The following is a 25,500-nucleotide window of genomic DNA, read 5'->3' as shown; positions in this document are numbered from 1 at the left end:
AGCCACAACTAAGTATTACCCTAAGCTTGATTTCCGATTATCTTGTGCTTTTCCAAAACAGCTCTGATGGTAAACCACTCCACCTCATCCGGCAGAAGATCTTTAATAGGTCGTAATTTTTCTCCTCCCACTTGCTGAATCGCTTCTAAAATATGCGCCTCTTGCTCGCTGGGAATAAAATCATCCCATGGAACTGCATGTCCGTCCATACTACAGCGTACAAAATGATTCTGTACCGTAATAGGGGTAACTTTCCTCATTTTCGCAATATCCTCCAGAGAATACCCTTCTCGGTACATCATAAACGTTTGCAGATGACTGGAAACTTTCTCAGAAGATGAAATCTCAGAACTAATGGTTTCCCGGCAAGCTTTACTTTCCAGCTCATGAGCGCTTGTCTCTAGGGGTTGATTACTTTTTACAGGAAGATTTTCCGAGCCGGGAAATGCAAACTTTCTGATCGCTTCCAAAAATTCATCTCCGTATTTTTCTAACTTCCGCTCTCCAACCCCGCTGATCCGAATCATTGCCCGGTGATTAATCGGACAGACTTGAGCCATCTCTCGTAAAGTGCTATCGGCAAAAATCATGTAGGGCGGAAGATTTTCGCGCAGGGCTATTTCTCTGCGCAAGGCACGCAGTTGATCAAATAAACTAACCTCTTCCGACTTTTCCCGAGCAGGCTTAGGTGATACTTTTCGAGTAACCTTCGCTTTTCCTTTCAGTACAGAAACTGCATTGGGCAGGAGTTTTACCACCGGGTATTCTCCATTCGTCAATTGCAAATAGCCCTCAGCCACCAAATAGTTAATAAGATCTTTGATTTCCTGCAGCGCAACCTCCTGCATAATTCCATGAGTTGAAAGTTCATCAAAGCGAAGCTCTCTGATCTTAGCTTTGCGCGATCCCTTTAATACCTCTGCTACCAAGGCTATGCCAAAACGTTCCCGCATCCGATAAATACAAGAAAATATCTTTTGAGCTTCTACCGTAATATCGACAGTTTCGCGCTCATCGTTGCAGCTGCTGCAGTTACCGCATTCCTCCACTACATCTTCTTCCCCAAAATACTCTAAAATCGTCTTGCGCAAGCACCTTGGGGTATGACAATAATCAACCATCCCTTGAAGTTTCTTTAGCTCATTCATTTTCCGTTCCGGCTGAAAAACGGTCTGTTCAATCAGGTATCTCTGCAACACAACATCCTGGGGAGAAAACAACAAAAGACACTCCCCCGGTTCTCCGTCACGACCGGCACGCCCCGCCTCCTGGTAGTAGGCTTCCATATTTTTCGGCATATTATAATGAATCACATAGCGTACGTTGGATTTATCGATACCCATGCCAAAGGCATTGGTAGCCACCATAACCGTGATTTCATCAAAGAGAAAATCATCCTGACTTCTTTTGCGGTCTTCATCACTCATACCGGCGTGATATTTTCCAGCCTTTAAGCCGCTTTTCGTTAAAAAGTTCTGGAGATTGTCCACTTCTTTACGGGTTCCGGCATAAATAATCCCCGGCTGATCTGCATGTGCTTTGGTATATTCAAGAACAAAATCCTTCTTGTTTTCTCCACGAAGCGTAGAAAACGTAAGATTCGGACGATCAAAACCCGTCACAAACACCTTTGGTTTCTTCAACTCCAACAGCCGGATGATATCGGATTGGACCTCTTCAGTTGCTGTTGCCGTGAATGCTCCGATCAGGGGTTTCCGGGGAAGGGATTTCAGGAAGGGCCCCAGGTGAAGGTAACTCGGTCGAAAATCATGCCCCCACTGAGAAACACAATGAGCTTCATCGATCGCCAAAAAGGAGACGTTCAGTGTCTCCAAAAGGCCGCGAAAACTGTCCGCTTCCAAGCGTTCAGGTGCAACATACAAAAGCTTATACTTTCCGGCTGCAGCGCGCCCAATCCGCGACCTGACTTCATTGAAGGTCAGTGAACTATTAATAAAGGTTGCCGGGACCCCATATTGCTCCAGAGCATCCACTTGATCTTTCATTAAGGAAATCAAAGGGGAAATGACGAGAGTTGTCCCCTCGGACAAAAGCGCCGGGATTTGATAAGCCAGTGATTTCCCTGCACCTGTCGGCATAATTGCCAAAGTATCCGAGCCTTGGAGTAAGCTTAAAATCACTTTTTGCTGGCCATCTCGAAATTGAGTATACCCGAAATACCTCTGCAATACCTCCAAGGCCTTTTCGATCATAATAACAAACATCTCCTTAAAGTAATGTACTTAATAAGCTGTCCTTATTATATCAAAAAAAGACCAGTAAAGGGGTTTAACTTAAGTTTCCATTTGGCCCACTCCAGCCCTTTGCCCCTATCAGGGGGACAAAACGTACCGTTCCTAAATCCTCTTGGATTAATTCGCCAGACATCATTCTTCTAACCCGCAGCAAATGCTGTTCTCCCTTATCCCCAACCGGAATTACAATTCGGCCCCCAAAAGCTAATTGACCTACTAAAGTGTCTGGTATCGCCGGTCCTCCCGCCGTGACCAGAATCCCATCGAAGGGCGCTCTTTCCGGCCATCCAAGTGTACCGTCGCCGACACATACCTCAATATTTCCATAACCCAGCTTCCTGAATCTCTCTTTGGCAAGATCTGCGAGCAGGGCATGCCGCTCAATTGTAAAGATGTTCGTAGCTATTCGAGAAAGTATTGCGGCGGAATAACCGGAACCGGTTCCAATTTCCAACACTTTATCACTTGCTTTTAACTCTAAGGCCTGCGCCATTAAGGCGACCATATACGGCTGACTGATGGTTTGCTCTGCCTCTATTTCCAAAGCTGTGTCGTAGTAGGCGTATTCTTGTCTATCTTCCCGGACAAATCTGTGCCGCGGAACCATAAGCATACTGTTAAGAACCGCTTCATCCCTAATGTCCCGGCTCATGATTTGTGTTTGAACCATCCACTCACACTCTGCCTGTCTATGATTTGAATGACCGTTCTCACTATAATCCATTGTCAAATTTCATCCACCTCGCTTAGTTTATCTAACCTTAGTTTTCCCCAAACTGGTCTATTTACTAAAAACAAGAGGCTGTCTCAAACTAAAATAGACCCTGTAAAATAGACAGTTAGAAAAAGAGGCTTATAGCCAAACTTAAACTAACTCTGTTTTACAAGGTCCTTTTTTCTTTGAGACAGCCCTTTGTTATGTTCATTATGTTTTAACAAAAACAAACCGGGAAAGTCCGCTTGGAACTCTCCCGTGGTCTTTAAACGTCCCTTACATAAGCTCTCTATGTTACTGGCTCTTCTCAAGCTTCGCTGCAACCTTAATAATCTCGATCAGCAGATTCGCTGTCCGGTATAAATCCTCTTCTTCAATCCATTCCTCTGTGGTATGGGGCTTTTGCATTCCGGTTCCCAAAACAGCGCAGGGTACACCATAGAGGTTATAGTAATTGGCATCACTGCCTCCGCCGGTTACCCCGGTCGTTACTTGCAGCCCGGCAGCCATTGCTGCCTGCTTGGCAACAGCTACCACTTGGGAGTCCTCAGATAAGGTAAATGGTTCATATAACCGGAGAACTTCGATTTCTGCCACAGCGCCCATTTCCTCGGCACAGCGCTGAAAAATTTCATACATCTGAGCCGTTTGACGTTCCAGCTTTGCCAAATCTCTGCTTCTTGATTCACATGCTATGTCAACTCTGTCGGCCACTATATTCGTGGCTATGCCGCCCTGAATCGTTCCGATATTTGCTGTCGTTTCCTCATCAATTCTGCCTACGGGCATACTTGAGATGGCCTTGGCAGCGACGACAATTGAGCTGATACCCTCTTCCGGAGCAAAACCGGCATGAGCCGCCCTGCCTTTGATCATCACATTAAGACGATCCTGCCCCGGGGCCGCAAGGATGATTTCCCCCGGTCCGCCAACACAATCCATGACAAATCCCAGGTCGGCTTTCAGCAGGGTTTCGTCCAGGTTCTTGGCGCCCTTGAGACCCCCTTCTTCTGCTACACTAAAAACAACCTGAATATCGCCATGGGGAATGGCTTGTTCCTTGATTGTTCTTAAGGCTTCCAAAATTGGGGCGATCCCTGATTTGTCATCCGCCCCTAAGATCGTCTGCCCAGCCGAAGTAATCACTCCTTCGTGAAGCACCGGCTCAATATTAAGGCAGGGATCTACCGTATCCATATGGGCCGAAAATAGAATGATCGGAGCCTTGGGCAGATTACCTTTTAAATAAGCAAAAACATTGCCGCAGTTACCGCCAATTGTTTGTCCCACATTATCTTCTGATACTATGAGACCTAAACTTTGCAAACGATTTTTAAGTACATCCGCCACTTCACGCTCATTTTTGGTCGGAGAATCAATTCGGATGAGTTCCAAAAACTCGGCCAGCAATCTTTCCCGGTTGATCATTCTAAGAATGCCACCTCACAGTTCCGGCGTCTCCCTTATAGCGAGGGATAACATGCATATGCCAGTGAAAAACCGTTTGTCCGGCGGCACTCCCTACATTAACTCCTACATTATAGCCATCAGGATGAAACCGTTCATCTAACAATGCTTTAACCTTAGTGAGAAGCTCACCGACACTAGCCATTTCTTCCGCAGTTGCCTCAAAGAAACTTGAAGCATGCTTTTTGGGAACAATAAGAACGTGTCCTTCGCTGACTGGATACTTGTCATAAAATGCCCGTACTAATTCGTTCTCAACGAGGTTAACCTCCTCCGGCAGTGTACAAAATACGCATTCGTTCATCCGTACCCCTCCTACTCGTTTAGCTATACTCATCAAATGGACGTTTAGATTAATCTTGCCTATTTTCTGCTCAAAGGTCAAGTCACCGGCAGCGTTCCAGTCAATTCTCAGGCTTTTTTTGTTCTGCCATATACTACCCAACCAAACAACATCGATACTACGATAATAAAGGCCGGGTGGATATTAGCCAGATAAAGCAGAGCCACCGTCACAACAGCAATTCCCCAAGTACTGCCGGATGGGAAAGCCTTCTTGCCCATGTCATAGGCAGTCTCCGCCACAAGAACTACAACCACAGGCCGAACTGCCTGCAGCATCGCTTTAAGTTCCGGAGAATCAGAATATTTTACTATCAAACTTCCTAATAAAACAACGACGATTACGGTCGGAGCGACTGTACCTAAGGTGGCTGCTAAAGCACCTAACCAACCTGCGACCTTATAACCGATATAGGCAGCCATCTTCGTGGCAATCGGCCCCGGCAAGGCGTTGCCAATCGCAAGCGCATCTGCAAACTCTTCGTTATCCATCCAATGATAGCGATCCACCGCTTCGGCTTTAACGAGAGGAATCAGTGAAGGACCTCCGCCAAATCCCAGATTTGAAGCCCGGGTAAAGGCAATAAACAGGTCCCATAGGTTTCTGAACACGAGGAGCACCTCCCTTTTCACATGGTTTATCTAATATCCTAAAACTTAGTCCGGAATAGTTTCATTTAAATCCAGTTGAATTCTAAAAACTTAGCGAAAAACCAACAATCCGAAACCCATTGAAACCAAGATAATGAGTGCGGGATGCAATTTTAACCAAAATACAGAAACCACAGTCGCCAAAGCAATTCCCCAAGTCGTCAGGTTAGGGAAGGAGCCGATCCCCATATCATAGGCAGTTTGAGCTATTAAGACAACAACTACAGGACGCACTCCCTTGAGCATTCCTTTCAAAACCGGAGAATTCGAGTACTTCATTAAAAACCGGGCCAGCAAAATGACGGCAAGCGAGGTCGGCAGAATAACCCCTATATTTGCCACCAGGGCTCCCAGCCATCCGGCTTCCTGATACCCTACATACCCTGCCAATTTTGTGGCGATCGGACCTGGCAAAGCATTTCCGACGGCAAGTGCGTTGGCAAATTCCGCGTTAGTCATCCATTGATACCTCTCTACGACTTCAATTTTAATGAGAGGAATGACTGCCGGACCTCCGCCAAAGCCTAAGTTGCTGGCCCTGGCGAAAGCAATTAAAAGATCCCAAAGCTGTGATAACATGATGCATTTCCATCTCCTTCCCTTAGGTATTTTCAAATCCTTTTGACCAAAGCATATCAAGAACGAAAAAACTATCTTTAGAGTTTCTAAGGTAAGTATATAACCTTAAACTCGTTAATTCAATAGATTTGGTATACCAAATCTATTATTTTTGTATACCAAAATATAATTGCCGGAACCTGAAACTACTTAAAGTTTTCACTCAAAAAAGCCATCTCTAAATACGCTCTGCTGGAATTTTCCGCGTGGTTTTTCGCAGCGGCTTCTGCTGCAGCGCTGTCATGTTGATGCAGGGCCTCAATGATCGCATTATGTTCCACCCATACTTCCTCAGGCCGGCCGGGTTTAGAATACGCCACTTCAGTAAACTTGGTTATATACTCGTGTAATGTATTAAGAAAATCATATACTCTCGGGCTTTCAGCGGTTTTATAAATTATCTCGTGAAACTTATCGTTTAATTGGTTGGATTTTTTAAAGTTTCCTTTCCCATGTTCAGCCGAAATCTGCTTGGCTAGTAACTCCAGACGCTTCAGTTCCCGGGGTTTGATTTTTTTAGCCGCAATACTGCAAATGAGCGCTTCCAAGGATGTCCTAATAACTAGAATCTCTATGATATCTGCCTTAGTGAATCCGGATACCACCACCCCTTTGCGTGGTATATGGGTTACTAATCGTTCTGATACCAGCTTGTTTATTGCTTCACGTACCGGTGTCCTGCTAATACCCATTTGTTCTGCGATGGTTCGTTCCACAAGCCTCTGTCCCGGTTCTAGTTTTTTGTCTAAAATTGCATTTCTCAAAATGGAAAATACCGAATCCCGAATATGGCCCTGATCATCGAACTTTATGGGTGAAAAATGATGCGCCACTTTCCTTCTCCCCTTCAGAATTATTTGAATATCTACGGTTTACGGTTAAGGTCATTATAAGTCCATCCGAACGATAAAGGCAAGATTCTGGTATACCGTATCCCAAAAACCATGATTTATCCTCAATTGTCCTATACCAAAACCAAACCATCTCTGAATCTTGTCAAATTAGTATTATCCCAATTTTAAGCGAATCAATTCCCTTAAGCCATCTAAATTAAGCTCTTTTTAAGCTCTTACTCTTCAGAGGCAGGTTCCAATTAATTTTATACTAAGTCACATATGAAAAATCAGATGTTAATTGGTATAAGAGCCGGCAGCGATTTATCACCTTGCTGCAAACATCTAATAAGTTATTGGCAATTTAGTATTAATCCCATCGAGATAACACTCATTAAAAAGAGACAAGACGTACTTAATAACCGTCTTGTCCCTACCCGAAGGCATCCTAACTTATTAATTTATCAAGTTTAAGCAAGCGGGGGCCAGATTAAAGCCTCTTATAATTCGCTGACGCGTTCAAAGTTTTTGTCGTTTGCTAATTTATTTTTGATTTGTGATTGAACGGCAGATTCAAAAATCAAGGGATATATCTTTTTCACTAAGTCGGGAGACAATTCTAATTCCGAGGCCAGACTCACTAAGCGCTGAAGAATCTCTTTTTCCCTGTTGGTATCTTTTACCCGGTCAAGGCGTTTTTGATTCCCTACTTTTCTAACGATTTTCATCCTGGCTGCTAAGCGTTCGATAATCACCTGATCAATGCCATCAATTTGCTTGCGTAATGATTTAAGAGTTTCTTCATTTTCCTTACAGCCCGAAACAAAGATTCTATTCACAGCTTCAGCCACAACATCCAATTCTCCTGCAAGCTGGATGAACTGTTCAGGATGCAATGATTGAGGGCCATCGCTGACCGCTTCAGCAGGATTAGGGTGCATCTCGATCAATAAACCATCTGCTCCGGAAGCAATGGCCGCCTTAGATAAAGAGGCAATCAAATCTCTCCTGCCGGCGGCATGACTCGGATCCACAATAACCGGCAGGTGGGAAAGCTCTTTGGCCACACCCACAGCACTGAGATCTAAGGTGTTTCTTGTACTGGGCTCGTAGGTGCGAATTCCCCTTTCGCAAAGGATAACCTGAGGATTGCCTGAGGATAAAATATATTCGGCCGCTAAGAGCCATTCTTCGATCGTAGCGGATAAACCTCTTTTAAGAATAATTGGTTTGTTAATTTTACCGGCCATCTTAAGAAGCTCAAAGTTTTGCATATTCCGGGCTCCAATTTGGATAATGTCAATCTGATCAACGACTAACTCAAGACTTGGAGCATCAATAACCTCTGTAACACAAAGCAAGTCCTGCTCTCTGGCTGCTTGCACCAAATAATTAAGCCCTTCCCGCCCCAAGCCCTGGAAGCTGTAGGGAGAAGTACGCGGTTTGAAAACTCCGCCCCGCAGAATTTTACCGCCTGCCTTTTTTACAGTCTCGGCTGATTGAATCATTTGGATGCTTGATTCTACCGCACAGGGTCCGCCGATCAGTATAATCTCCTTGCCGCCCAAGGTTACCCCGTTAATCTCAATAGTACTGCGCTCCGTTGTCAGCCCTGCCAATCTCAAATCTTTCATTTAGAATACCTCCCATAAATTTAATTAAAAAAGTCCACGGCCCATCCCATTTACAGGGACGAAAGCCGTGGACTTCCGCGTTACCACCCATTTTGGTCAAATTTGACCCACTCCTTTTAAGGTACAGGTATATCTAAAACTCGTATCTGCCGAATTCCAGTTGGATCAGCTAAAATAAAAAACTTCTCATCCCTTGCAGGGACGAGAAGTTATATCTCGCGTTACCACCCAACTTAAGCCAAAAAGGCCACTCGACAAAGGTACGGGAATTGATATCCGATACCCCCTTCCTTCTAACGGTGAAGAACCGTCCTAGCCTACTTGATTGCGTTCAGCCGGCAGCTCAGGAGGGAACTTCATCTACCACTACACATAGAAGAGTTTACAGTCGGGACTCTTCCTCCCTGAAAGGTAATAAATAGATTACTTTTCTCCGTCATAGCCTTTAGTAATTTAATTAAAATCCATTATAACACGACTGGCGATTTTGTCAACATTTTTTTAAAGTATCTTATCAGGCTGTCTGTTTGAGTCCCAAACTATATAATGTAACATAATAAAAATTTATTTTTGGAAAAACTTTTTTGATATCGCCAACGTCTATATAGTAATGACTAAAAGATACATCGAAGAGAAGGAGTTCTCCACTATATGAAAACTAACCATCTGGAGAAATTGTTTGCTGAAGAAACTATCCGCCAGCAAAAAAATTACTATCGGCTTGCTTATAGTTATACCAAAAACCCGGAGGACGCTCTGGATATCGTTCAGGAATCCATTTATAAAGCACTTTCCTCCCTTCATACTCTCAAGGACCCTCACAGCATGAAAACCTGGTTCTACCGTATTCTCGTAAATACATCCCTGGATTTTTTACGCAAGCAGAAAAATGTGGAGGTGATGGATGAAGAGTTTCTGGAAAGCCATCTTCCCGAAAAGGAGCCCGCTTACCCTGATCTTGATCTCCAAGAGGCCTTAGCTCAGGTCCCCCCCATGTATCGCAATATTATCGTACTTCGTTTTTTTGAGGATCTTACCATTGACGAGGTGGCCACGATCTTAGATGTCAATCCAAATACTATTAAAACCCGCTTATATACCGGTTTAAAGAAGCTGCGTCTGAAGATGCAGGCATAATCAGGTTCCCTAACAAAGGAGGGTCACATGGAAGACAAGCACCTAGACAAACACCTGGAAGAGATGAAAAATGACTATCTGGCTGTTCCGATCCCCAAAGAATTGGACTTTATCGTCAAAAGGGCTTTAAAAGAAGGAGGAAAAGACAAGTTGAAAAAAAAGAGAACGTTGCGTTGGATTGGTGTTATTGCTGCGTCTTTTGCCATATTTACGGTTACTCTCAATACAAGTCCGGCCTTTGCTCAGTCTCTTGCCGAGGTACCCGGACTGGGAAACGTCATCAAGGTGCTGACCTTCAAAGGGTACACTCTGGATGAAGGCAATTTCAAGGCAGATTTAAAAGTTCCCGTAATCGATGGTCTGGACGATAAAAACCTGGAAGCCACACTTAATTCCCAATATTTAGAGGAAAACAAAAAACTGTACGAAAGCTTTATGGCTGATATCTCAGATATAAAAGAACGTGACTCCGAAGCTCATATGGGAATTGATACAGGTTATGAAGTAAAAACGGATAATGACCAAATATTCTCGATCGGCCGATACGTTCTTAATATTGCAGGATCTTCAAGCACCACCTATAAATATGACACCATCGATAAGAAAAACCAAATATTGATCACCTTACCCTCCTTATTTAAAGATGAACAATACATTTCGGTAATAAGCGAATATATTCAACAACAAATGAGGGAACAAATGCAGTCTAACGAAGGGGTTATTTATTGGGTTAGCGGGGCCGAACTTGACTTTTCCTTTGATCCTTTTGAGAAAATAGACAAAAATCAAAGCTTTTATATCAATTCTAACGGCAAGCTGGTGATTTCGTTCAATAAATATGAGGTTGCTCCTGGCTATATGGGGGTTATCGAGTTTGTCATCCCGAGCGAAATTCTTTCTGAGCACTTAGTAAGCAATGATTATATCCACTAGAAAAGTCGAAAATAGAGCCCTTACCGGGCTCTATTTTACGTGTCAGAGGGACGATCCTTTTAACACAGGGTGTCCACAGGGTGTCATGGGACATCCCTTTAAGCACAAGAAGGGCGACCACCTGGCTGACAATATCAAAGGGGTTCCGAATAAGACAACTCACGCCTGCTTTGCCTGCCCTGGGTTGTCTTGATTTTCCGATAGTTCCTCTAGTTCTGATTTAAGGTTAGAGGGTTGTGTCCGTGCCGCTTTGACGATCAGGTAAATACCGCCCAGGATAAGCAAGAACGGAATAAAGCTTCCTCTGAGTAAGTTATAATAATCCCAGTTCCCGATCAAGCGTGGTAAAAAGGAATATCTGTCTACATGACGCAAAAGACCAAGAATACCAATGACTATGATAGTGTATCCGATTAAGCGGGGATTCTTCAACTGTGGAGTATAATCAAACATTTGATGGTTGAAGAGGTCCTGATCAACGATAGCCTGCCCTTTTTCAGCCTGTCTTCTTAAATGATGGCTTTCAAAGAAGCTGAAAAACCAGGCCGGCAGTATAATGAAAGGGATGAGAAAATCCAAGCCAATAAAATTGATCAGGGCAATTCCGCCAAAGGTGATGATCATCAACTGAAGACCGCGCCGGAAGAGTCCCAGATCCATATGCGCGGCACCGGGAATCAGACTGTAGCATAGAAACAGAAATTTCTCCGGAAAGGTTTTCCTGGGCAGGCTCGCAGGCAAAGCTGACACTGGATTGAAACTTAAGTTTTCTTCGAGGCACTGGCGGCAGGCTGTTTTATCGTTTAGCTTTATTGTGCATTCCGGACAGATTGGATTTTTACATTTGACACATATGGCTTGGGCCTCTTGATGGGGGTGATATTTACAATTCATAAGTAGTCCTCCCTTTTGTTATTAGATTACTCCACCTTTGGCTTTGACAATGACAGAGCTTCGATTTTTTCGAGAGTGTCGTTAGCCAGCTGACTTATTTTGTGGAAAGGAATCGTCATTTGCTTACTTAGTTTTGTCGGGAATTCGATCATCTTACCCCCTTCAAAACCGGGATTCAAGGCGGCTAGGTTCAGGGCGAAAAGGAGGATTCCTGCGGCTACCATGCTGAAGCCCCAGTTTCTCAACTCAAAAAGGCGGAAAGAATTGACGCTGACCAGGTTTTCCTTGTACCGATACGTATCGATAGCCTTCATAACGTTGATTTTAAGATCGGCAGGCGGACTGAGGATTACTTGGGTCTTAGCCAAGTTGTCTAAGGTCTTCTGAATACCTGCAACGACACTTCGACATTTAGGACAATGCTCCAGATGAGAAGCCATTTCGTCTAGTTCTGCCTTACTCAAACTGCGTTTAACGTAGCTGTGCCAGTTGTCCCGGCTTCGATAACATGTCATGACCTTCACCTCCAGAGGGCGTAGAATGGAGCTTTTCTTTTAACATTTTCCGACCCCGAAACAACCGGGTTTCCACTGTTCGTTTGGGCGTGTCAGTTATCTCCGCAATTTGTTGGGGACTGAAGTCTTCAAAATAGTATAGGATGAGGACCGTACTGTAGATTGCCGGCAGGCTGCCGACTGCCGCTTGTACTTCAGAGGCGATTTCCCGCTGCAAAAACAAGTCTTCGGGGCCATCTTCCTCAGTGCAAAAATTATCCAAGCAGCAGTCCTCTACATATTGAGGTTTTTTCTTCCGGCACCAATCAATACAATGATTGACAGCGATTCTGTAGAGCCAAGTGGAAAAGGCTGACCCCTGTCTGAATGCGGCGAGACTATTATAGGCTTTAATAAAAATATCTTGGGTAAGGTCCCGGGCGTCTTCAACATTCTGAGTATAATAATAGGCGGTACGGAATAATCCCGTCTGATAACGCTCCACGATATCGGCATACCGCTCGCCATTTCCTGTTAAGATCGCTTGAATTAATTCTTCATCCCCTTTGAGGATGTTTTGAGCTTCATTATCATGCAAATATCGTTCACCGCCCTTGCTATCCTTTAGACGTATCAATGCCGGTTTATACTTCAATGGACTATTAATTTTTGTACTGACCGCCAAAATAATAATATTTTATCATTTCATTAAAACTATTGTCATTTGTTCTGGAGTTTATGAGCCCACATCGAAAAACTACGCCCTTTAAGTTTACGTGGGCTGCAGCCGCCTGTACATAAAAACAGAGCCCCATCAGGGACTCTGTCAGATGACTTATTCACGTTCTACTTAGGATTTGGACCAAGCCAATATGGCTGTAGCGATTGTAATCAATGCCAAGGCGGTACTATAACTTGTCAATCAGTCTGAATTTGCCATGAACTTCATCTCAACAACTAGCATAACCTATCCATTTACGTTTTATACATAGCGCTTAACATTTTTAATCCTAACCAGAAAAAGACCCTAAAGACATGCAGAAGAACCCCCAGACCCACAAGCAGGGCAGCTTTGTCCACAGAAGCGAACCCATTGCATGGAGAGGCGGTAAAAGCCCACAAGACGGTGCGGAGATACTGAGCCACGGGTTCACATCAGGTATTACCCAGAGGTTTGGCACGAAAGTGTCCGGTGGACAGTTTCGCCGAAGCGGCTATCTCCAAAGAATACTTATCCGCTGAAGGTAGCTCCCGCACCGACGAGTGGGCGAGCCTCGGAGTGCTGCGGTACGAAGACACTGTCTTCGCACGAATTAACTAATCTTGCACGGATGTGGGCGAAGCTGCCCGACCCGGGAGCACTCTCTTTCATCCTCTGCAGTGCTGCGGCAACGGCATGGGAGTCTACCCTAACTCATGTATAAACAATCCGCTTCTCAATTTAGGTTCAAACCAAGTCGATTTTGGCGGCATCAACTGCCCTGCATCAGAAACTGCAAACAATTCATTAATTGAAGTCGGAAACATGGAGAAGGCCAGCCTCATATCACTGTTGGCTCTTTTTTCAAGTTCCTTGAGCCCCCGTATTCCTCCAACAAAGTCAATCCTTTTATCTGTTCTTATATCTTTAATGTTGAGAACCGGAGCTAACAGATAATTTTGAAGCAACGCCACATCAAGTCCCTCTACAGGATCCGTTGAACGGATTTCATCCTTGGCCGTGAGCTTATACCATACCCCTTCCAAGTACATCCCAAATGCAGCCTTTTCTGATGGTTTATAGGGTTCCGCTCCTATTTCTTCTACTAAAAAGGAATTAGCTATCTGTGTCAGAAACTCTTCTTTGCTATACCCATTTAAATCTTTTACTACCCGGTTATAGTCTAAAATCATCAATTGGTCATGAGGGAAAAGTACGGACAGAAAGAAGTTAAATTCCTCGTTTCCCGTATACCCCGGATTTTCCTCACGTCTTTTTAAGCCGACTTTTACTGCCGAAGCCGTTCTATGATGTCCATCTGCAATATAGACACTTTGGATCGATTGGAACCCCGTATAGATCGTTTCCAAATCACTTGTTCTATCTATTTTCCAAACGGTATGCCTGACTCCATCAGGGGCAATAAAATCATATAACGGAGCCTGCTTCTTTACCCCCTCTACCACTTCATTGATGGTTTCCTGAGAACGATAAGCTAAGAAAATCGGTCCGGTTTGAGCATTGCAAATATCCACATGCTTAATCCGGTCGATTTCTTTATCTTCCCGCGTTTTCTCATGCTTTTTAATAACATTGTTCAGATAATCGTCGATCGCCGCGCATCCAACTAAACCGGTCTGGGCACGGCCATCCATCGTCAGTTCATAGACGTAGTAACAGTCCTTACCTTCCTTTACCAACACCCCTTCTTCAATCATGTCCTGAAGAAGTTCTCTTGCTTTCTCATAGACTTTGGCATCATAAGGGTTGAAGTCTTCAGCAAATTGTGTTTCTGCTCTATCAATTTTCAAAAAAGATAAGGGTTCCTTTAACACTTCTTCTAAAGCTTCTTGGCGATTATATACATCATAAGGAAGCGCTGCCACTTTACTTGCGACATCTTCTCGCGGTCTTACAGCATTAAAAGGTCTTATAGTAGCCAATACTCTTCCTGGTTTCTAAAACACACTAAAAGTCATTAAAACTACGAAAAGTGTGTTTTTCACTTGTCCGACGAACAAGCTGCAACATCGCAGGATTCAGTTGCCAAGAAACCAGGCTTTTCACCTCCTTCATGTTTCATACCCCTGCGAAACAAGGGGGACAGGTCCCCTGTTTCAACTTCACTAGTCCGAAACAGGGAACCTGTCCCCCTGTTTTCCCTTTTTTTACTTAATCACCCTTACTTTTAGAACCCCGTCGATTGCTCTTAGGCTCTTGACTATTTCATCGGTCGATGGGGGTACAATATCCAGCAAAGAATAGGCCCATTGTCCTTTACTCTTATTTGTCATGTCCGTGATATTAATGTTTTCCCTGGCAAATGTTGCTGTGAATTGACTGATCATGTTAGGGATATTCTTATGGAAAATAGCGATCCGTCCGGCCTGAGTACAAATTCCCATATCACAGTTCGGGAAATTGACGGAATTTTTAATATTTCCATTTTCCATATAGTCCATTATCTGTCTTACTGCCATGACGGCGCAGTTATCTTCCGATTCGCTGGTTGAAGCTCCTAAATGGGGAATGGTTATGACTCCTTCCACTCCGCATACATTGGGATTGGGGAAATCTGTAACATAGCGATGGACCTTTCCGGACTTCAGGGCTTCAATCATATCTTCATCAATGACCAGAGTATCTCTTGAGAAGTTGAGTATTTTAACTCCATCTTTCATAATCGCAAAGGTATCTTTGTTGAACATTCCCTTTGTTGAATCAGAAAGCGGGATATGAACCGTAATAAAATCACAGTTTCTAAAGATCTCCTCCAAAGCCTTTGTGTGCTTAATAAATTTGGAAAGCTTCCAGGCTGCATCCACTGAAATGAACGGATCATATCCATAAACCTCCATTTCCAGCTTATTGGCCGCATTCGCAACTAAAACTCCCGTTGCTCCAAGCCCTATGACCCCTAGTTTCTTACCTTTAACTTCTGTCCCTGAGAACTTTGATTTATTTTTCTCAACAAGTTTGGCAACCTCGGGATCTGCTCCGCAAGAATTTACCCAGTTAACTCCCCCTACGATGTTGCGAGCCGCAATAATCAAGGCAGCAATGACCATTTCCTTTACACCATTTGCATTAGCACCCGGAGTATTAAAGACGACTATGCCCCGTTCAGCACATTTATCCAGCGGAATATTGTTAACTCCCGCTCCGGCTCTGGCAATGGCATCTAAGGAATGAGGCAGCTCTAAATCATGGATACTTGAGCTCCTTACGAGTACGGCATTTGCATCATTAAAATTATCCACCATTTGATAGTTATCCGTAAATAGGTCTAATCCCACATTAGCAATCTTATTTAAACAGTTTACTTTAAACACGACACATCCCACTCCTTAATTTTTAGTTATTCTCCGCTTCGAATTTCTTCATGAATTCGACTAAAGCCTGGACACCTTGGCGTGGCATGGCATTATAAATGCTTGCTCTCATACCGCCCACAGTTCTATGCCCCTTTAAATTCTCAAATCCGGCCGCTTTGGCTTCCTTGATAAATTTTGCATCCAATTCTTCGGAACCTGTGACAAATGGAACATTCATTAAGGAACGATCCTGCTTGACAACGGTTCCTCTGAACATCTTGCTGGAATCAAGGTAATCATATAAAATAGCAGCTTTCTCCACATTGCGTTTCTGCATTGCCTCGAGCCCGCCTTGATTCTGAACCCACTTAAACACCTTGCCGCAAATGTAGATTCCATAGGCCGGCGGGGTATTATAGAGGGATTTGTTATCGGCATGGGTTTTATATTTCAACATTGTTGGGGTTCCTGGTAAAACATCCTCTGTGATTAAATCTTCACGAATGATGACCACGACCACTCCTGCCGGGCCAATATTCTTTTGAGCCCCGGCAAAAATCAGGCCGTATTTTGTCACATCAACAGGTTCGGATAAAATATCTGAGGACATATCGGCAACCAGGACTTTGTCTCCCGTTTCAGGCAAATCATTATATTTGGTTCCGTAGATCGTATTGTTATGACAGATATAAACATAATCGGCATCCTCAGAAAAGGTTAGATTTTTCAGATCCGGTATATACGTAAACGTCTTATCCTCGGACGAAGCTAAAACGTTAATCTTGCCATACTGTTTACCTTCAGCAATCGCCTTTTTGGCCCATTGTCCGGTATTGATATGATCCGCTACTCTATTTTTCATTAAGTTCATGGGGATCATAGCAAACTGTTGGGATGCTCCTCCTTGCAGGAAGAGGACCTTGTAATTATCCGGAATATTCATTAAATCCCGCAATGTCTTTTCGGCATCCCCAATAATTTGTTCAAAGGCTTTCGAACGATGGCTCATCTCCATAACGGACATTCCTGTGCCGTTGTAGTCCAACATCTCCTCTGCTGCTTCTTTAAGGACCTCTTCCGGCAATACAGCCGGACCGGCAGCAAAATTGTATACTCTTGACATAAAAAATCCTCCCTTTTCCTCTATTCTTAAAATCAGATATTAATCGTTATCAAATCTCTTTAATAAGGGCCGATGACAATAATAAGTTTATTTCTATAAAATATTCCTCCCCTTAAAAATATACTAAAAAATGCATATAATTGGTAACCCACAAAAAAACAAAACCCGCCCCAGCATTGGGGCGGGAATTCCGCGGTGCCACCCAAGTTCTAACCGATTATGAGCACATGAAAGCAGAGGCTTAAAAATACATAAAACCCCTCATCCCAATCAGGGACGAGAGGTTATTCCCGCGTTGCCACCCATGTTGCCGAATCGGCCAACTTATGTCCGCGCTATCGGGCGGAACCCGTCACAATTCATCATTGGCCACTCCGGGATGGAATCCTTCAACTCGGCAGACTGACTTGCACCAACCGTCAGTTCTCTAAACTCTATGAGTTGGGGACTTCCCTTCATCGTGTTAATTAGTTTTTGATTGTTTACATTCTAATTGAATAGGGTCGCCCTGTCAAGTCTAACTTTTATTTAATTTTTGATTTATTTCAGGCCCCAAGTGTTCCTTTGAGCTATCCCTGCCACCGTTGAGCTTTATCATAGTCAATTCCGAATTGGTCCAATATCTTCATCACATGATGATTAATAATATCTTCAATAGTTCGGGGCTGATTATAAAAGGCGGGCATAGGCGGAACTATTCTCACCCCAAGCCTTGATAACTTAAGCATATTTTCCAGATGGATCGGACTTAGGGGAGTCTCCCTGGGACTTAAGACCAGTTTTCTTCCTTCTTTGAGCATAACGCCTGCTGTCCTTGAAATCAGGTTATCATCATAACCATTGGCAATTGAACTCAAGGTTTTCATGCTGCAAGGCACAATAACCATTCCGTCTGTAATAAATGATCCGCTCGAAGTTTTAGCCCCTAAATTCTTATTATCATAGAGTACCGAAGCCAGACTTCCTATATCATTCAAGGAATAGTCCGTTTCTATCTTGAGATTTTCCTTAGCCCAATCGCTCATAATGAGATGTGTATTCACCTTACCCGTATCTTTTAAAGCCTTCAATAAATTCAGGGCATAAACTGTTCCCGTCGCCCCGGTAACCCCAACGACAATTTCCATGTTTCATCTCTTCCCGCTTGAAATTTGCTTGTATTGTTTAGTTTCAAATGGTTCAATATCTTAAACCACTACAACTCAAGTTAATTTAAAATATCATTATTTACAAATTCTTTCAACCTCGACATAGCACTATCACTATCACGGTCCACGATCACGATCCCGATTCGCTCGTTCAGGAACATATAGTCAAAATAACGTTCAATAAGCAAGAGCCAATAACCCTGTCTCATTGAAACAGTCCCTACCTTGTAAATATAACAAGACTATGCCTCACTGTTCCGGGTAGGTTTCTTCAAGCCGGGCCGCTCCACTGATTGCCAGGACTGCCGGAATTGGCCCTCTGAGGAACGATGGTTAGCATATTGATGGTATCCATGAATACTTAATTCTTAACACTTATCTCTTGCATTATAGTTAGTTCTTACGATACTATTATAACAATAAACCGAATTAACCTCACACTTCAGCATTAATAAGCAAAGCAATGGCGCTTTGGAGCTACTCGGAAACAAACGAGCAGTTCTGAAGCGCCTTTCTTTATTTACACTATTAGGAAGTCCTTAGCCATTAATTACGAGGAGGTAATTTAAATGGAAAATTTCCAAATAGCGAGTACCGGCTTAGCTTCATTAGATGAGGTGATCCGACATCTGCGAATGGGAGACAATGTTGTTTTCCAGGTTAGGGATATTGATGTCTACAAGAGATTCGTCATGGCTTTTATTGAAAAAAATAAGGAGACTGCAAAGAAAATTATCTATATTCGTTTTACTCAACACGCCCCTCTCCTCATGGCTATGAATGGAGTTGAGGTTTTTCCGGTCAATGCCGATCACGGCTTTGAAGAGTTTTGTTCCCAAATCCATGAAAAGATCACAAGCGAAGGACGGGATGTTCTTTATATTTTCGACTGCTTATCTGAGCTTTTAGATCGTTGGGCTACAGACACCATGATCGGAAACTTCTTCAAAGTGACCTGCCCCTATCTTTATGAACTCAATACAATCGCTTATTTTGCAACCTTCAAGAATCATAACTCTTACCACAGCACGGCAGTGATTCGGGATACAACTCAGGTTCTGTTCGATGTTTTTGAAATCGACAGCATAACCTATGTACACCCGCTGAAAGTCTGGAATCGTTACTCGCCGACCCTATTCTTTCCTCATGTTATGCTTAACCATCACTTTATTCCTGTAACCAGCAGCGGAGATGTCGCCGCTCTCTATTCCCGGCTCGGAGAAGATGACGAAAACCCGGAAAGAAATCTCGATTATTGGGACCGGCTATTCTTAAAGGCCGGAGAACTTCTTTCTTCCTCAGATCCTGCATCAGCCAGAGTAAAGGAACGCATCAGCCAATTATCCAGAATATTTTTAACACGGGATAACAGAATCCTTGAATTGATCTATAAACACTTTTCCCTTCAGGATATCCTGTCCATTAAATCACGCCTGATTGGCTCAGGGTTTATCGGCGGTAAAACCGTGGGCATGCTTCTGGCCCGAAAAATTTTAACCCAATCATCCGAACTATGGCCACGCCTCCTTGAACCACATGATTCATTTTATATAGGGTCCGATGTCTATTACTCGTTTCTGGTTGACAATAATCTGTGGAAACTGAAAATGGAACACCGCCGGACAGCGGAAAACTATTTTGAAAAGGCCTCCTGCCTTCGGGAAAAAATTCTCCAGGGAAGTTTTAATGACACCATAAAAACTAAATTGCTGAGAATGCTGGAGTATTTTGGTCAGTCCCCCATCATTGTCCGTTCCAGCAGTCTTTTGGAAGATGGCTTTGGCAATGCCTTTCCCGGCAAATACGAAAGCATCTTCTGTATCAACCAGGGAACCCTTGAGGAGAGATACCATCACTTCACTGAAGCTGTCCGGAAGGTCTTTGCCAGTACATTAAGCGTAGAAGCACTAGCCTACCGGGAAAAGCATGGTCTGACCCAAATTGAAGAGCAAATGGCCCTTCTGGTCCAAAGGGTATCAGGGTCAAATAAGCAGGATTACTTTTTTCCGGATCTTGCCGGAGTCGGTTTTTCCTTCAACACCTATGTTTGGGATGCTCAGATGAATCCCAACGCCGGTATGATGCGGCTCGTTCTCGGACTGGGCACCAGGGCAGTCGACCGGCTTGAAGGAGATTACGCGAGGATTGCTGCACTGGACCGCCCGCAATCTATGCCCTATGATGGTCTGCGCAGTTTCAAAGCCTATTCCCAGCAAAAGATGGACGTGCTGAACATCCGGCACAACCGTCAGGAATGTCTATCCATTCAGAACCTGATGGATCAAGGCATAGACTTGCATCAAACGAAGCTTGCTGAACGGGACCTTGAAACGGAACAAAAGATCAGACAACTTGGCCTGGACCGGAAAGAATCCTGGGTTTTTAGCTTTAACCCCTTGTTTTCAGACAGCGATTTTGCCTCAACCTTCTCCAACCTTCTTCAAACTTTAGAAACCGCCTATAGCCATCCTGTTGATATCGAATTTACCGTAAACTTTAAGAGCAATGGCACCTATCTGATTAACCTCCTGCAATGCAGGCCGCTGCAAGTCCGGGGCTTTAAAGACCACAGGGAGTTACCTCAGGAAATCCTGCCTGACCGAATCCTTTTTAAAAGTCAAGGACACTTCATGGGGGGGAATATATCGACCAGCATTCATAAGGTCATCCTCGTGGAGCCACACGCCTATAACCAGCTCAGCCAATCTGAGAAATATGAGATTGCCAGAATCATTGGCAGACTGAATAAACAAATCCATAAAGAAACCACCACAGTCCTGTTGCTCGGTCCGGGCAGATGGGGATCGAAGATCCCTTCTTTAGGAGTCCCGGCTGCCTTCGCCGAAATTAATCGCTGTTCTATTTTAGGGGAGATCGGATACCATCAGACAGGATTCCTGCCTGATGTGTCCTTCGGAACTCATTTCTTTCAGGATATGATCGAAAGCGAGATATTCTATCTGGCTCTTTTTCCCGAAAAGGAAGAAACAGTCTATCAGTTGGATTTACTCGATAATTTCGCTCAATTACTTGATATAGTCCCTGAAAAATCTAAACTTAGTGAGTCTCTGAAAGTCTATGACCTTGTACCCGGACAACTAAATTTAAAATTGATTTCTGATATCACCAGGCAGGAGATTCAATGCTTTTTCTGCTGATCTGATGAAAACCCGGCTGGCCAAAGACAAGGGGAGAGGCTTGCCAAATCCGATGATATAGGCCCGTTTGCATCCCCTTGCAAACGGGCCTCCTGCGGCGTATTGCACAGGGAGGTTAAGAACCTCTCCCGCAGCAGTTGTACCTCCGGCCCAGATTAAACGCCAAGAGCTATCCGGCTTCATGCCCGATAGCTCTTGGCGTTTAATGATTATATCACTCTTTCGCAAATTAGATTTTACCCCAATCGCGAGACTCCCGCTTCTTCAAGCGGGAGTGGTATCCCATACGTTCCTTCACCTTCCACAAACTAATATGCTTACTCATACTCCTTGATAATCTCTTCCGCGACCAATGCCTGAGGGAGACGCATGTCCATAGCTCTTTTCTGGATAAGACGAAAGGCTTGCGGCTCGCTTAGGTTCAGCTTTTCCACAAGGGTCCATTTAGCTTGTTCAAGAATCTTGCGCTCATCCATCCGTTTCTTTAATCTGTCCCGCTCATTGATTAATTCCGTCATCGAATTCCGCACGGATAGTGCAAAGCGAGCCGTTTGAAGCAAGGTCAAACGGTTAATTGGCTTCGGAAGAATCAGGGCGCCTATTTTCTCAAGACTGCATTGCATATCCATTAATTGCTCCGGCCTGGAGATCACGATAATGCCGGCAGAGGTTTTTTCACGGGTATCAAAAACTAAATCCGTTCCTTGTTCATCAGGTAGTGGAGTGCTTATAATGACTAAATCCAATGACATATTAAAAAGGGCTCTCCGCGCTTCATTGGCCGAATGAGCGCAACTGACCGGATAAAACCCTTCCTTTAGAAGCATTGCCTGCATGCTGCTTGCAGTTTCAGCTTTCCCACAAACAATTAAAACACTCCCTGCGCTCATTCAATCACCCCTTTGTGCAGGGTAAAGCAAACCGTTAATAGGATTTCAGATACTTTTCGACTTCCCATGCATGGATTGAGTTATCGTAGGCTTCCCATTCCAAAGCCTTGGCCGCCAGGTATTTATTAAAGGTATGAACACCCAGTGTGGAGCGGATTAAGGGATCTTTCTTCATCTCTTCAAGAGCAAACAAAAGATTTGAGGGCAACCGTTCCAGCCCAAGCTCTTTCTCCTGTTCCGCCGTCAATGTATAAATATTGGTATTAACGGGGTCAGCCAAGGGCAGCCGCTTGTGTAACCCGTCAAGCCCCGCCTCCAATACCAACGCCAGGGTCAGATAAGGATTACAGGCAGGATCAGGACTTCTGAGTTCAAGCCTTGTTCCCTCTCCCCGGGGTGCCGGAACCCGCAGCAAGGGACTGCGGTTCATATGCGACCAGGCGATATGCACAGGTGCTTCAAAGCCTGGTTTTAAACGTTTATAAGAGTTCACCAGGGGATTGGCTATCCCAGTGATTCCTTTAATATGCTTCAACAAGCCGGCGGCAAAATGCTTGGCAGTTTCAGATATATCGTTAGAACCCTTCTCCCCCTTAAAGAGATTGACCCCATTTTGGGTTAGAGACATATTAATGTGCATTCCCGAACCATTGACGTTGGGGAGCGGTTTGGGCATAAAGGTGGCATGGAGCCCATTTCGCTGAGCAATGATCTTAACCACCATTTTAAAGGTCATGATATTGTCCGCCGCAGTGAGAGCATCCGTATATTTAAAATCGATTTCATGCTGCCCCGCCGCGCTCTCATGATGGGACGCTTCAATATCGAATCCCAATTCCTCCAAGACCATGCACATCTCACGGCGGGTATTTTCCCCCTGATCGATCGGCGCCAGATCACAATAACTGGCTGAGTCATGGGTAATTGTCGTTGGCTGGCCTTCATCATCATTATAAAACATAAAAAACTCGCATTCCGGACCGACTTGGAAGGTATAGCCTAAGTCTTTGGTTTTCTTCAAGGTTCGTTTAAGAATATAGCGGGGGTCTCCTTCAAACTGAGAACCGTCGTGGTTTTTAACATCGCAAATGATTCTTGCGACCTTGCCTTGCTGGGGCCGCCAAGGAATAAGCGAGAAAGTCGCCGGATCCGGAAAAAGAAACATATCAGAGGATTCAATTCCGGAGAATCCTGCCACAGCCGAGCCGTCAAACATGACCCCCTTTTCAAAAGCGCTGTCCAGCTGTTTATCCATGACGGCGATATTCTTCATATTACCTGTAATATCCGTGAACTGCAGACGAATAAAGCGAACATCATTTTCTTTTACAAATTTAAGACAATCTTCTTTAGTAAAACTCAATTGAGATGCTCTCCTTTCTCAAAGTAAAGAATAAAAGAATTGTATCAGACTTATTATATCCCAAAAAGTCCGGTCCGCACCTTTAGCTCGCCAATATCCTTGATTCAGATGGATTGTTATTGCTATCCATAGCTGTCGGAATAGGTTACTGTCCTGGAACTTAGTGCGCTTTCTCTAATCCTTTACCGGTTATAATAAAGATTGCCATAGGGTCGTTTGTTATACAGAATCAGTTTTCATCAAGCTCACCACGGTATAGTTCCGCCCTGCATCTCCGAGTCTTCCTGCCTCCTTTGTTGGTTTGAGAAAAAGAAAAAGACGCTCCTAAGAAACAGTACTTTTACCAAGTACAAACTTCTTGTGAGCGTCTTTGCTCTATTCAATCATTTTATACATTTAAATTAACATAGAGAGTGGCTTACATTCAACCGTTTCAAGCAAAGTATACAATATTAAATTTCCCAAGACAACTTAATAGACAATTCATAATACTCTCCAAAAACTCAAAAGCTTATTCGGTTTTATCGTGTATTCTCAAGGACTCATCAATAATATCCAAGCAAACCTTATAGTCTTTCTGACAGTTTTTGGACAATGGCTGAAAAAGCCACTGGAAGAGGAATAACATTCAGATCATCCATGGAAACCCAGCCTTCTTTGTCAAACTGATTTATTTCCCCGGAAGCTGCCGCTCCAGCCTCCCCTTTCGATTCTCTTATAGTCCAAGCACTCATCACTTCCGGCGGATTGAGCTGATTCGAAGAATCGTACTGCTCGGGCAAATCAATGATTGCCCAAATAATTTTCCAGCGCCGATGGCTGAAGGTATACCAAACCGGGCCCTGCCATGATAATCCCCGCCGGAATTGGTCCTTTACCCGATCGTCAAAAAGTACTCCTTCCGCAACCGCTTGTTGGTAAAACTCATAGGATTCATTCCCGGAAATAACAGGAAGATCATCGTTTAAGCTATGGATAGTTCCATCACTTAATTCTACACCCGGAAACTCCCAAAGATCCGCCAATAACCCCTTGGAAGAACGTTTTTGCAAATAAACCCGGTTCCCTTTACGCAGAACAAAGGTTAAGCGGGTCAAAACCTGGCGCTGTGCCTTGGGCTTTTTCACGGGGTAACGCAGAAAATCTCCCTGCAAGCAGCCCTTGCAAGCTTCAGCCACCGGGCAAGCCGGGCAATCCGGTTTCGTAGGTGTACAAACCATGGCCCCTAGTTCCATCAAAGCTTGATTAAAGTCCCCCGCTTGAAGTGCGGGCTGCCAAACCATCAAGCGCTCTCTGAAGTGACGATAACTGCGAACCGTTTCGACAGGCTCCGGCCAGGCCAAAAGGCGGGAAACAACCCGCTTTACATTTCCATCGATAGCCGGCACCTTCTGCCCAAATCCAATGCTGGCGATGGCTCCGGCAGTATAATCTCCTATTCCCGGAATCTGTAAAAGGGCATCATAATCCCCGGGGAATTTACCCTTAAGGTGCTGAAGAATGTAATTAGCTCCTTCCCACATGCGGCGGGCCCGGGAGTAATACCCTAACCCGCTCCAGATGGTTAAAACATCTTCAAGGTTTGCCTTTGCCAGTTGTTCCACATTGGGAAAACGTTGTAAAAATCGTTCATAATAGGGAATCACGGTCTTGACCTGGGTTTGTTGCAACATGACTTCGGATACCCAAATGGCGTAAGGATCTCCAGTCTGCCGCCAGGGCAAATCTCTTTTTTCCGCTGAATACCATCTTAATAAACGGGCAGACAGGCTCTGCTCCTCTGCTATATCCTTTAAGCTTTCGCTTGATAAATCCATCGTATGTCTCCCCT

The 25,500-nt window shown here is 44.2% G+C and carries 22 protein-coding genes and 1 other annotated feature; of the genes, 3 read left to right on the top strand and 19 right to left on the bottom strand.

Translation table 11 applies throughout. The features are described 5' to 3' along the window. Positions 1 to 20: 20 nt before the first annotated feature. From recQ to DESYODRAFT_RS03905, 8 genes are all read right to left on the bottom strand, one after another. A complete protein-coding gene (gene recQ / locus DESYODRAFT_RS03940; RefSeq protein ID WP_007779689.1) occupies positions 21 to 2,213 on the bottom strand; it encodes a DNA helicase RecQ in 2,193 nt (730 codons plus the stop codon). A 76-nt stretch (positions 2,214 to 2,289) separates the two neighbouring features. Then, the gene (locus DESYODRAFT_RS03935; RefSeq protein ID WP_042339313.1) at positions 2,290 to 2,979 is read right to left on the bottom strand and encodes a protein-L-isoaspartate(D-aspartate) O-methyltransferase; all 690 of its coding nucleotides are present in this window, start codon (positions 2,977 to 2,979) and stop codon (positions 2,290 to 2,292) included. A gap of 285 nt (positions 2,980 to 3,264) precedes the next feature. After that, a complete protein-coding gene (locus tag DESYODRAFT_RS03930) occupies positions 3,265 to 4,398 on the bottom strand; it encodes a M20/M25/M40 family metallo-hydrolase (protein ID WP_007779686.1) in 1,134 nt (377 codons plus the stop codon). Position 4,399: 1 nt separating this feature from the next. Then, positions 4,400 to 4,741 (bottom strand): HIT family protein, encoded by a 342-nt coding sequence (locus DESYODRAFT_RS03925; RefSeq protein WP_007779685.1) that lies wholly within the window; start codon positions 4,739 to 4,741, stop codon positions 4,400 to 4,402. A 107-nt stretch (positions 4,742 to 4,848) separates the two neighbouring features. Then, complete coding sequence (locus DESYODRAFT_RS03920) at positions 4,849 to 5,391, bottom strand: chromate transporter (protein WP_007779682.1); 543 nt, start codon at positions 5,389 to 5,391, stop codon at positions 4,849 to 4,851. Between the two features lie 90 nt (positions 5,392 to 5,481). Next, complete coding sequence (locus tag DESYODRAFT_RS03915) at positions 5,482 to 6,009, bottom strand: chromate transporter (protein WP_007779679.1); 528 nt, start codon at positions 6,007 to 6,009, stop codon at positions 5,482 to 5,484. Between the two features lie 185 nt (positions 6,010 to 6,194). Next, complete coding sequence (locus tag DESYODRAFT_RS03910) at positions 6,195 to 6,881, bottom strand: GntR family transcriptional regulator (protein ID WP_007779677.1); 687 nt, start codon at positions 6,879 to 6,881, stop codon at positions 6,195 to 6,197. 500 nt (positions 6,882 to 7,381) lie between these two features. Further along, positions 7,382 to 8,515, bottom strand: coding sequence for a bifunctional 3-deoxy-7-phosphoheptulonate synthase/chorismate mutase (locus DESYODRAFT_RS03905; RefSeq protein ID WP_007779675.1), 1,134 nt, complete (start codon positions 8,513 to 8,515; stop codon positions 7,382 to 7,384). A 194-nt stretch (positions 8,516 to 8,709) separates the two neighbouring features. Next, positions 8,710 to 8,964, bottom strand: a binding site (T-box leader). Positions 8,965 to 9,166: 202 nt separating this feature from the next. Between DESYODRAFT_RS03905 and sigV the strand changes: the two genes are divergently transcribed. Continuing rightward, positions 9,167 to 9,652 (top strand): RNA polymerase sigma factor SigV, encoded by a 486-nt coding sequence (sigV, locus tag DESYODRAFT_RS03900; RefSeq protein ID WP_007779669.1) that lies wholly within the window; start codon positions 9,167 to 9,169, stop codon positions 9,650 to 9,652. Between the two features lie 27 nt (positions 9,653 to 9,679). Next, positions 9,680 to 10,585, top strand: a complete 906-nt coding sequence (rsiV, locus tag DESYODRAFT_RS03895) for an anti-sigma-V factor RsiV (protein WP_007779665.1) — start codon at positions 9,680 to 9,682, stop codon at positions 10,583 to 10,585. A gap of 159 nt (positions 10,586 to 10,744) precedes the next feature. Here rsiV and DESYODRAFT_RS03890 read toward each other — a convergent pair whose 3' ends face one another. The 8 genes from DESYODRAFT_RS03890 to DESYODRAFT_RS27900 all read right to left on the bottom strand — a co-directional run bounded on the left by DESYODRAFT_RS03890 (position 10,745) and on the right by DESYODRAFT_RS27900 (position 18,467). Then, on the bottom strand, positions 10,745 to 11,479 hold the full coding sequence (locus tag DESYODRAFT_RS03890; protein ID WP_007779661.1) for a B-box zinc finger protein: 735 nt from the start codon (positions 11,477 to 11,479) through the stop codon (positions 10,745 to 10,747). Between the two features lie 26 nt (positions 11,480 to 11,505). Then, positions 11,506 to 11,994 carry an anti-sigma factor family protein gene (locus tag DESYODRAFT_RS03885; RefSeq protein ID WP_007779658.1) on the bottom strand — a complete coding sequence of 163 codons (489 nt, stop codon included), beginning with the start codon at positions 11,992 to 11,994 and terminating at the stop codon, positions 11,506 to 11,508. Then, positions 11,951 to 12,571 (bottom strand): RNA polymerase sigma factor, encoded by a 621-nt coding sequence (locus tag DESYODRAFT_RS03880; RefSeq protein ID WP_007779656.1) that lies wholly within the window; start codon positions 12,569 to 12,571, stop codon positions 11,951 to 11,953. The genes DESYODRAFT_RS03885 and DESYODRAFT_RS03880 overlap by 44 nt, the downstream gene beginning before the upstream one ends. A gap of 806 nt (positions 12,572 to 13,377) precedes the next feature. Next, positions 13,378 to 14,616 carry a DUF1015 domain-containing protein gene (locus tag DESYODRAFT_RS03875; RefSeq protein WP_007779655.1) on the bottom strand — a complete coding sequence of 413 codons (1,239 nt, stop codon included), beginning with the start codon at positions 14,614 to 14,616 and terminating at the stop codon, positions 13,378 to 13,380. Between the two features lie 225 nt (positions 14,617 to 14,841). Continuing rightward, positions 14,842 to 16,005, bottom strand: coding sequence for a phosphoglycerate dehydrogenase (locus tag DESYODRAFT_RS03870; RefSeq protein ID WP_007779653.1), 1,164 nt, complete (start codon positions 16,003 to 16,005; stop codon positions 14,842 to 14,844). Between the two features lie 22 nt (positions 16,006 to 16,027). Further along, positions 16,028 to 17,110 carry a 3-phosphoserine/phosphohydroxythreonine transaminase gene (gene serC / locus DESYODRAFT_RS03865; RefSeq protein ID WP_007779651.1) on the bottom strand — a complete coding sequence of 361 codons (1,083 nt, stop codon included), beginning with the start codon at positions 17,108 to 17,110 and terminating at the stop codon, positions 16,028 to 16,030. A 569-nt stretch (positions 17,111 to 17,679) separates the two neighbouring features. Beyond that, a complete protein-coding gene (locus tag DESYODRAFT_RS03860; protein ID WP_007779648.1) occupies positions 17,680 to 18,237 on the bottom strand; it encodes a UbiX family flavin prenyltransferase in 558 nt (185 codons plus the stop codon). An 80-nt stretch (positions 18,238 to 18,317) separates the two neighbouring features. Then, a complete protein-coding gene (locus DESYODRAFT_RS27900; protein ID WP_007779646.1) occupies positions 18,318 to 18,467 on the bottom strand; it encodes a hypothetical protein in 150 nt (49 codons plus the stop codon). Positions 18,468 to 18,827: 360 nt separating this feature from the next. Between DESYODRAFT_RS27900 and DESYODRAFT_RS03855 the strand changes: the two genes are divergently transcribed. Next, on the top strand, positions 18,828 to 21,416 hold the full coding sequence (locus DESYODRAFT_RS03855) for a PEP/pyruvate-binding domain-containing protein (RefSeq protein WP_007779643.1): 2,589 nt from the start codon (positions 18,828 to 18,830) through the stop codon (positions 21,414 to 21,416). A 317-nt stretch (positions 21,417 to 21,733) separates the two neighbouring features. Here DESYODRAFT_RS03855 and DESYODRAFT_RS03845 read toward each other — a convergent pair whose 3' ends face one another. From DESYODRAFT_RS03845 to mutY, 3 genes are all read right to left on the bottom strand, one after another. Beyond that, the gene (locus DESYODRAFT_RS03845) at positions 21,734 to 22,306 is read right to left on the bottom strand and encodes an ANTAR domain-containing response regulator (RefSeq protein WP_007779640.1); all 573 of its coding nucleotides are present in this window, start codon (positions 22,304 to 22,306) and stop codon (positions 21,734 to 21,736) included. A gap of 34 nt (positions 22,307 to 22,340) precedes the next feature. Continuing rightward, positions 22,341 to 23,669, bottom strand: a complete 1,329-nt coding sequence (gene glnA / locus DESYODRAFT_RS03840) for a type I glutamate--ammonia ligase (RefSeq protein ID WP_007779639.1) — start codon at positions 23,667 to 23,669, stop codon at positions 22,341 to 22,343. A gap of 566 nt (positions 23,670 to 24,235) precedes the next feature. Further along, entirely contained in the window at positions 24,236 to 25,486 is a 1,251-nt protein-coding gene (gene mutY, locus DESYODRAFT_RS03835; RefSeq protein WP_007779638.1) for an A/G-specific adenine glycosylase, read from the bottom strand. Between the last annotated feature and the right edge of the window lie 14 nt (positions 25,487 to 25,500).

The organism is Desulfosporosinus youngiae DSM 17734 (genome assembly GCF_000244895.1).
GTDB lineage: Bacteria > Bacillota > Desulfitobacteriia > Desulfitobacteriales > Desulfitobacteriaceae > Desulfosporosinus > Desulfosporosinus youngiae.
The sequence above is the reverse complement of the archived record's forward strand: the minus strand, read 5'-3'. Positions and strand labels throughout refer to the sequence as shown.

What these genes read in the sequence shown, in the direction of transcription:
- recQ (WP_007779689.1), bottom strand. Translation starts at nt 2,213, where the DNA reads ATGATCGAAAAGGCCTTGGAGGTATTGCAGAGGTATTTCGGGTATACT.
- DESYODRAFT_RS03935 (WP_042339313.1), bottom strand. Translation starts at nt 2,979, where the DNA reads ATGGATTATAGTGAGAACGGTCATTCAAATCATAGACAGGCAGAGTGT.
- DESYODRAFT_RS03930 (WP_007779686.1), bottom strand. Translation starts at nt 4,398, where the DNA reads ATGATCAACCGGGAAAGATTGCTGGCCGAGTTTTTGGAACTCATCCGA.
- DESYODRAFT_RS03925 (WP_007779685.1), bottom strand. Translation starts at nt 4,741, where the DNA reads ATGAACGAATGCGTATTTTGTACACTGCCGGAGGAGGTTAACCTCGTT.
- DESYODRAFT_RS03915 (WP_007779679.1), bottom strand. Translation starts at nt 6,009, where the DNA reads ATGTTATCACAGCTTTGGGATCTTTTAATTGCTTTCGCCAGGGCCAGC.
- DESYODRAFT_RS03905 (WP_007779675.1), bottom strand. Translation starts at nt 8,515, where the DNA reads ATGAAAGATTTGAGATTGGCAGGGCTGACAACGGAGCGCAGTACTATT.
- sigV (WP_007779669.1), top strand. Translation starts at nt 9,167, where the DNA reads ATGAAAACTAACCATCTGGAGAAATTGTTTGCTGAAGAAACTATCCGC.
- rsiV (WP_007779665.1), top strand. Translation starts at nt 9,680, where the DNA reads ATGGAAGACAAGCACCTAGACAAACACCTGGAAGAGATGAAAAATGAC.
- DESYODRAFT_RS03890 (WP_007779661.1), bottom strand. Translation starts at nt 11,479, where the DNA reads ATGAATTGTAAATATCACCCCCATCAAGAGGCCCAAGCCATATGTGTC.
- DESYODRAFT_RS03885 (WP_007779658.1), bottom strand. Translation starts at nt 11,994, where the DNA reads ATGACATGTTATCGAAGCCGGGACAACTGGCACAGCTACGTTAAACGC.
- serC (WP_007779651.1), bottom strand. Translation starts at nt 17,110, where the DNA reads ATGTCAAGAGTATACAATTTTGCTGCCGGTCCGGCTGTATTGCCGGAA.
- DESYODRAFT_RS03860 (WP_007779648.1), bottom strand. Translation starts at nt 18,237, where the DNA reads ATGGAAATTGTCGTTGGGGTTACCGGGGCGACGGGAACAGTTTATGCC.
- DESYODRAFT_RS27900 (WP_007779646.1), bottom strand. Translation starts at nt 18,467, where the DNA reads ATGAGACAGGGTTATTGGCTCTTGCTTATTGAACGTTATTTTGACTAT.
- DESYODRAFT_RS03855 (WP_007779643.1), top strand. Translation starts at nt 18,828, where the DNA reads ATGGAAAATTTCCAAATAGCGAGTACCGGCTTAGCTTCATTAGATGAG.
- DESYODRAFT_RS03845 (WP_007779640.1), bottom strand. Translation starts at nt 22,306, where the DNA reads ATGAGCGCAGGGAGTGTTTTAATTGTTTGTGGGAAAGCTGAAACTGCA.
- mutY (WP_007779638.1), bottom strand. Translation starts at nt 25,486, where the DNA reads ATGGATTTATCAAGCGAAAGCTTAAAGGATATAGCAGAGGAGCAGAGC.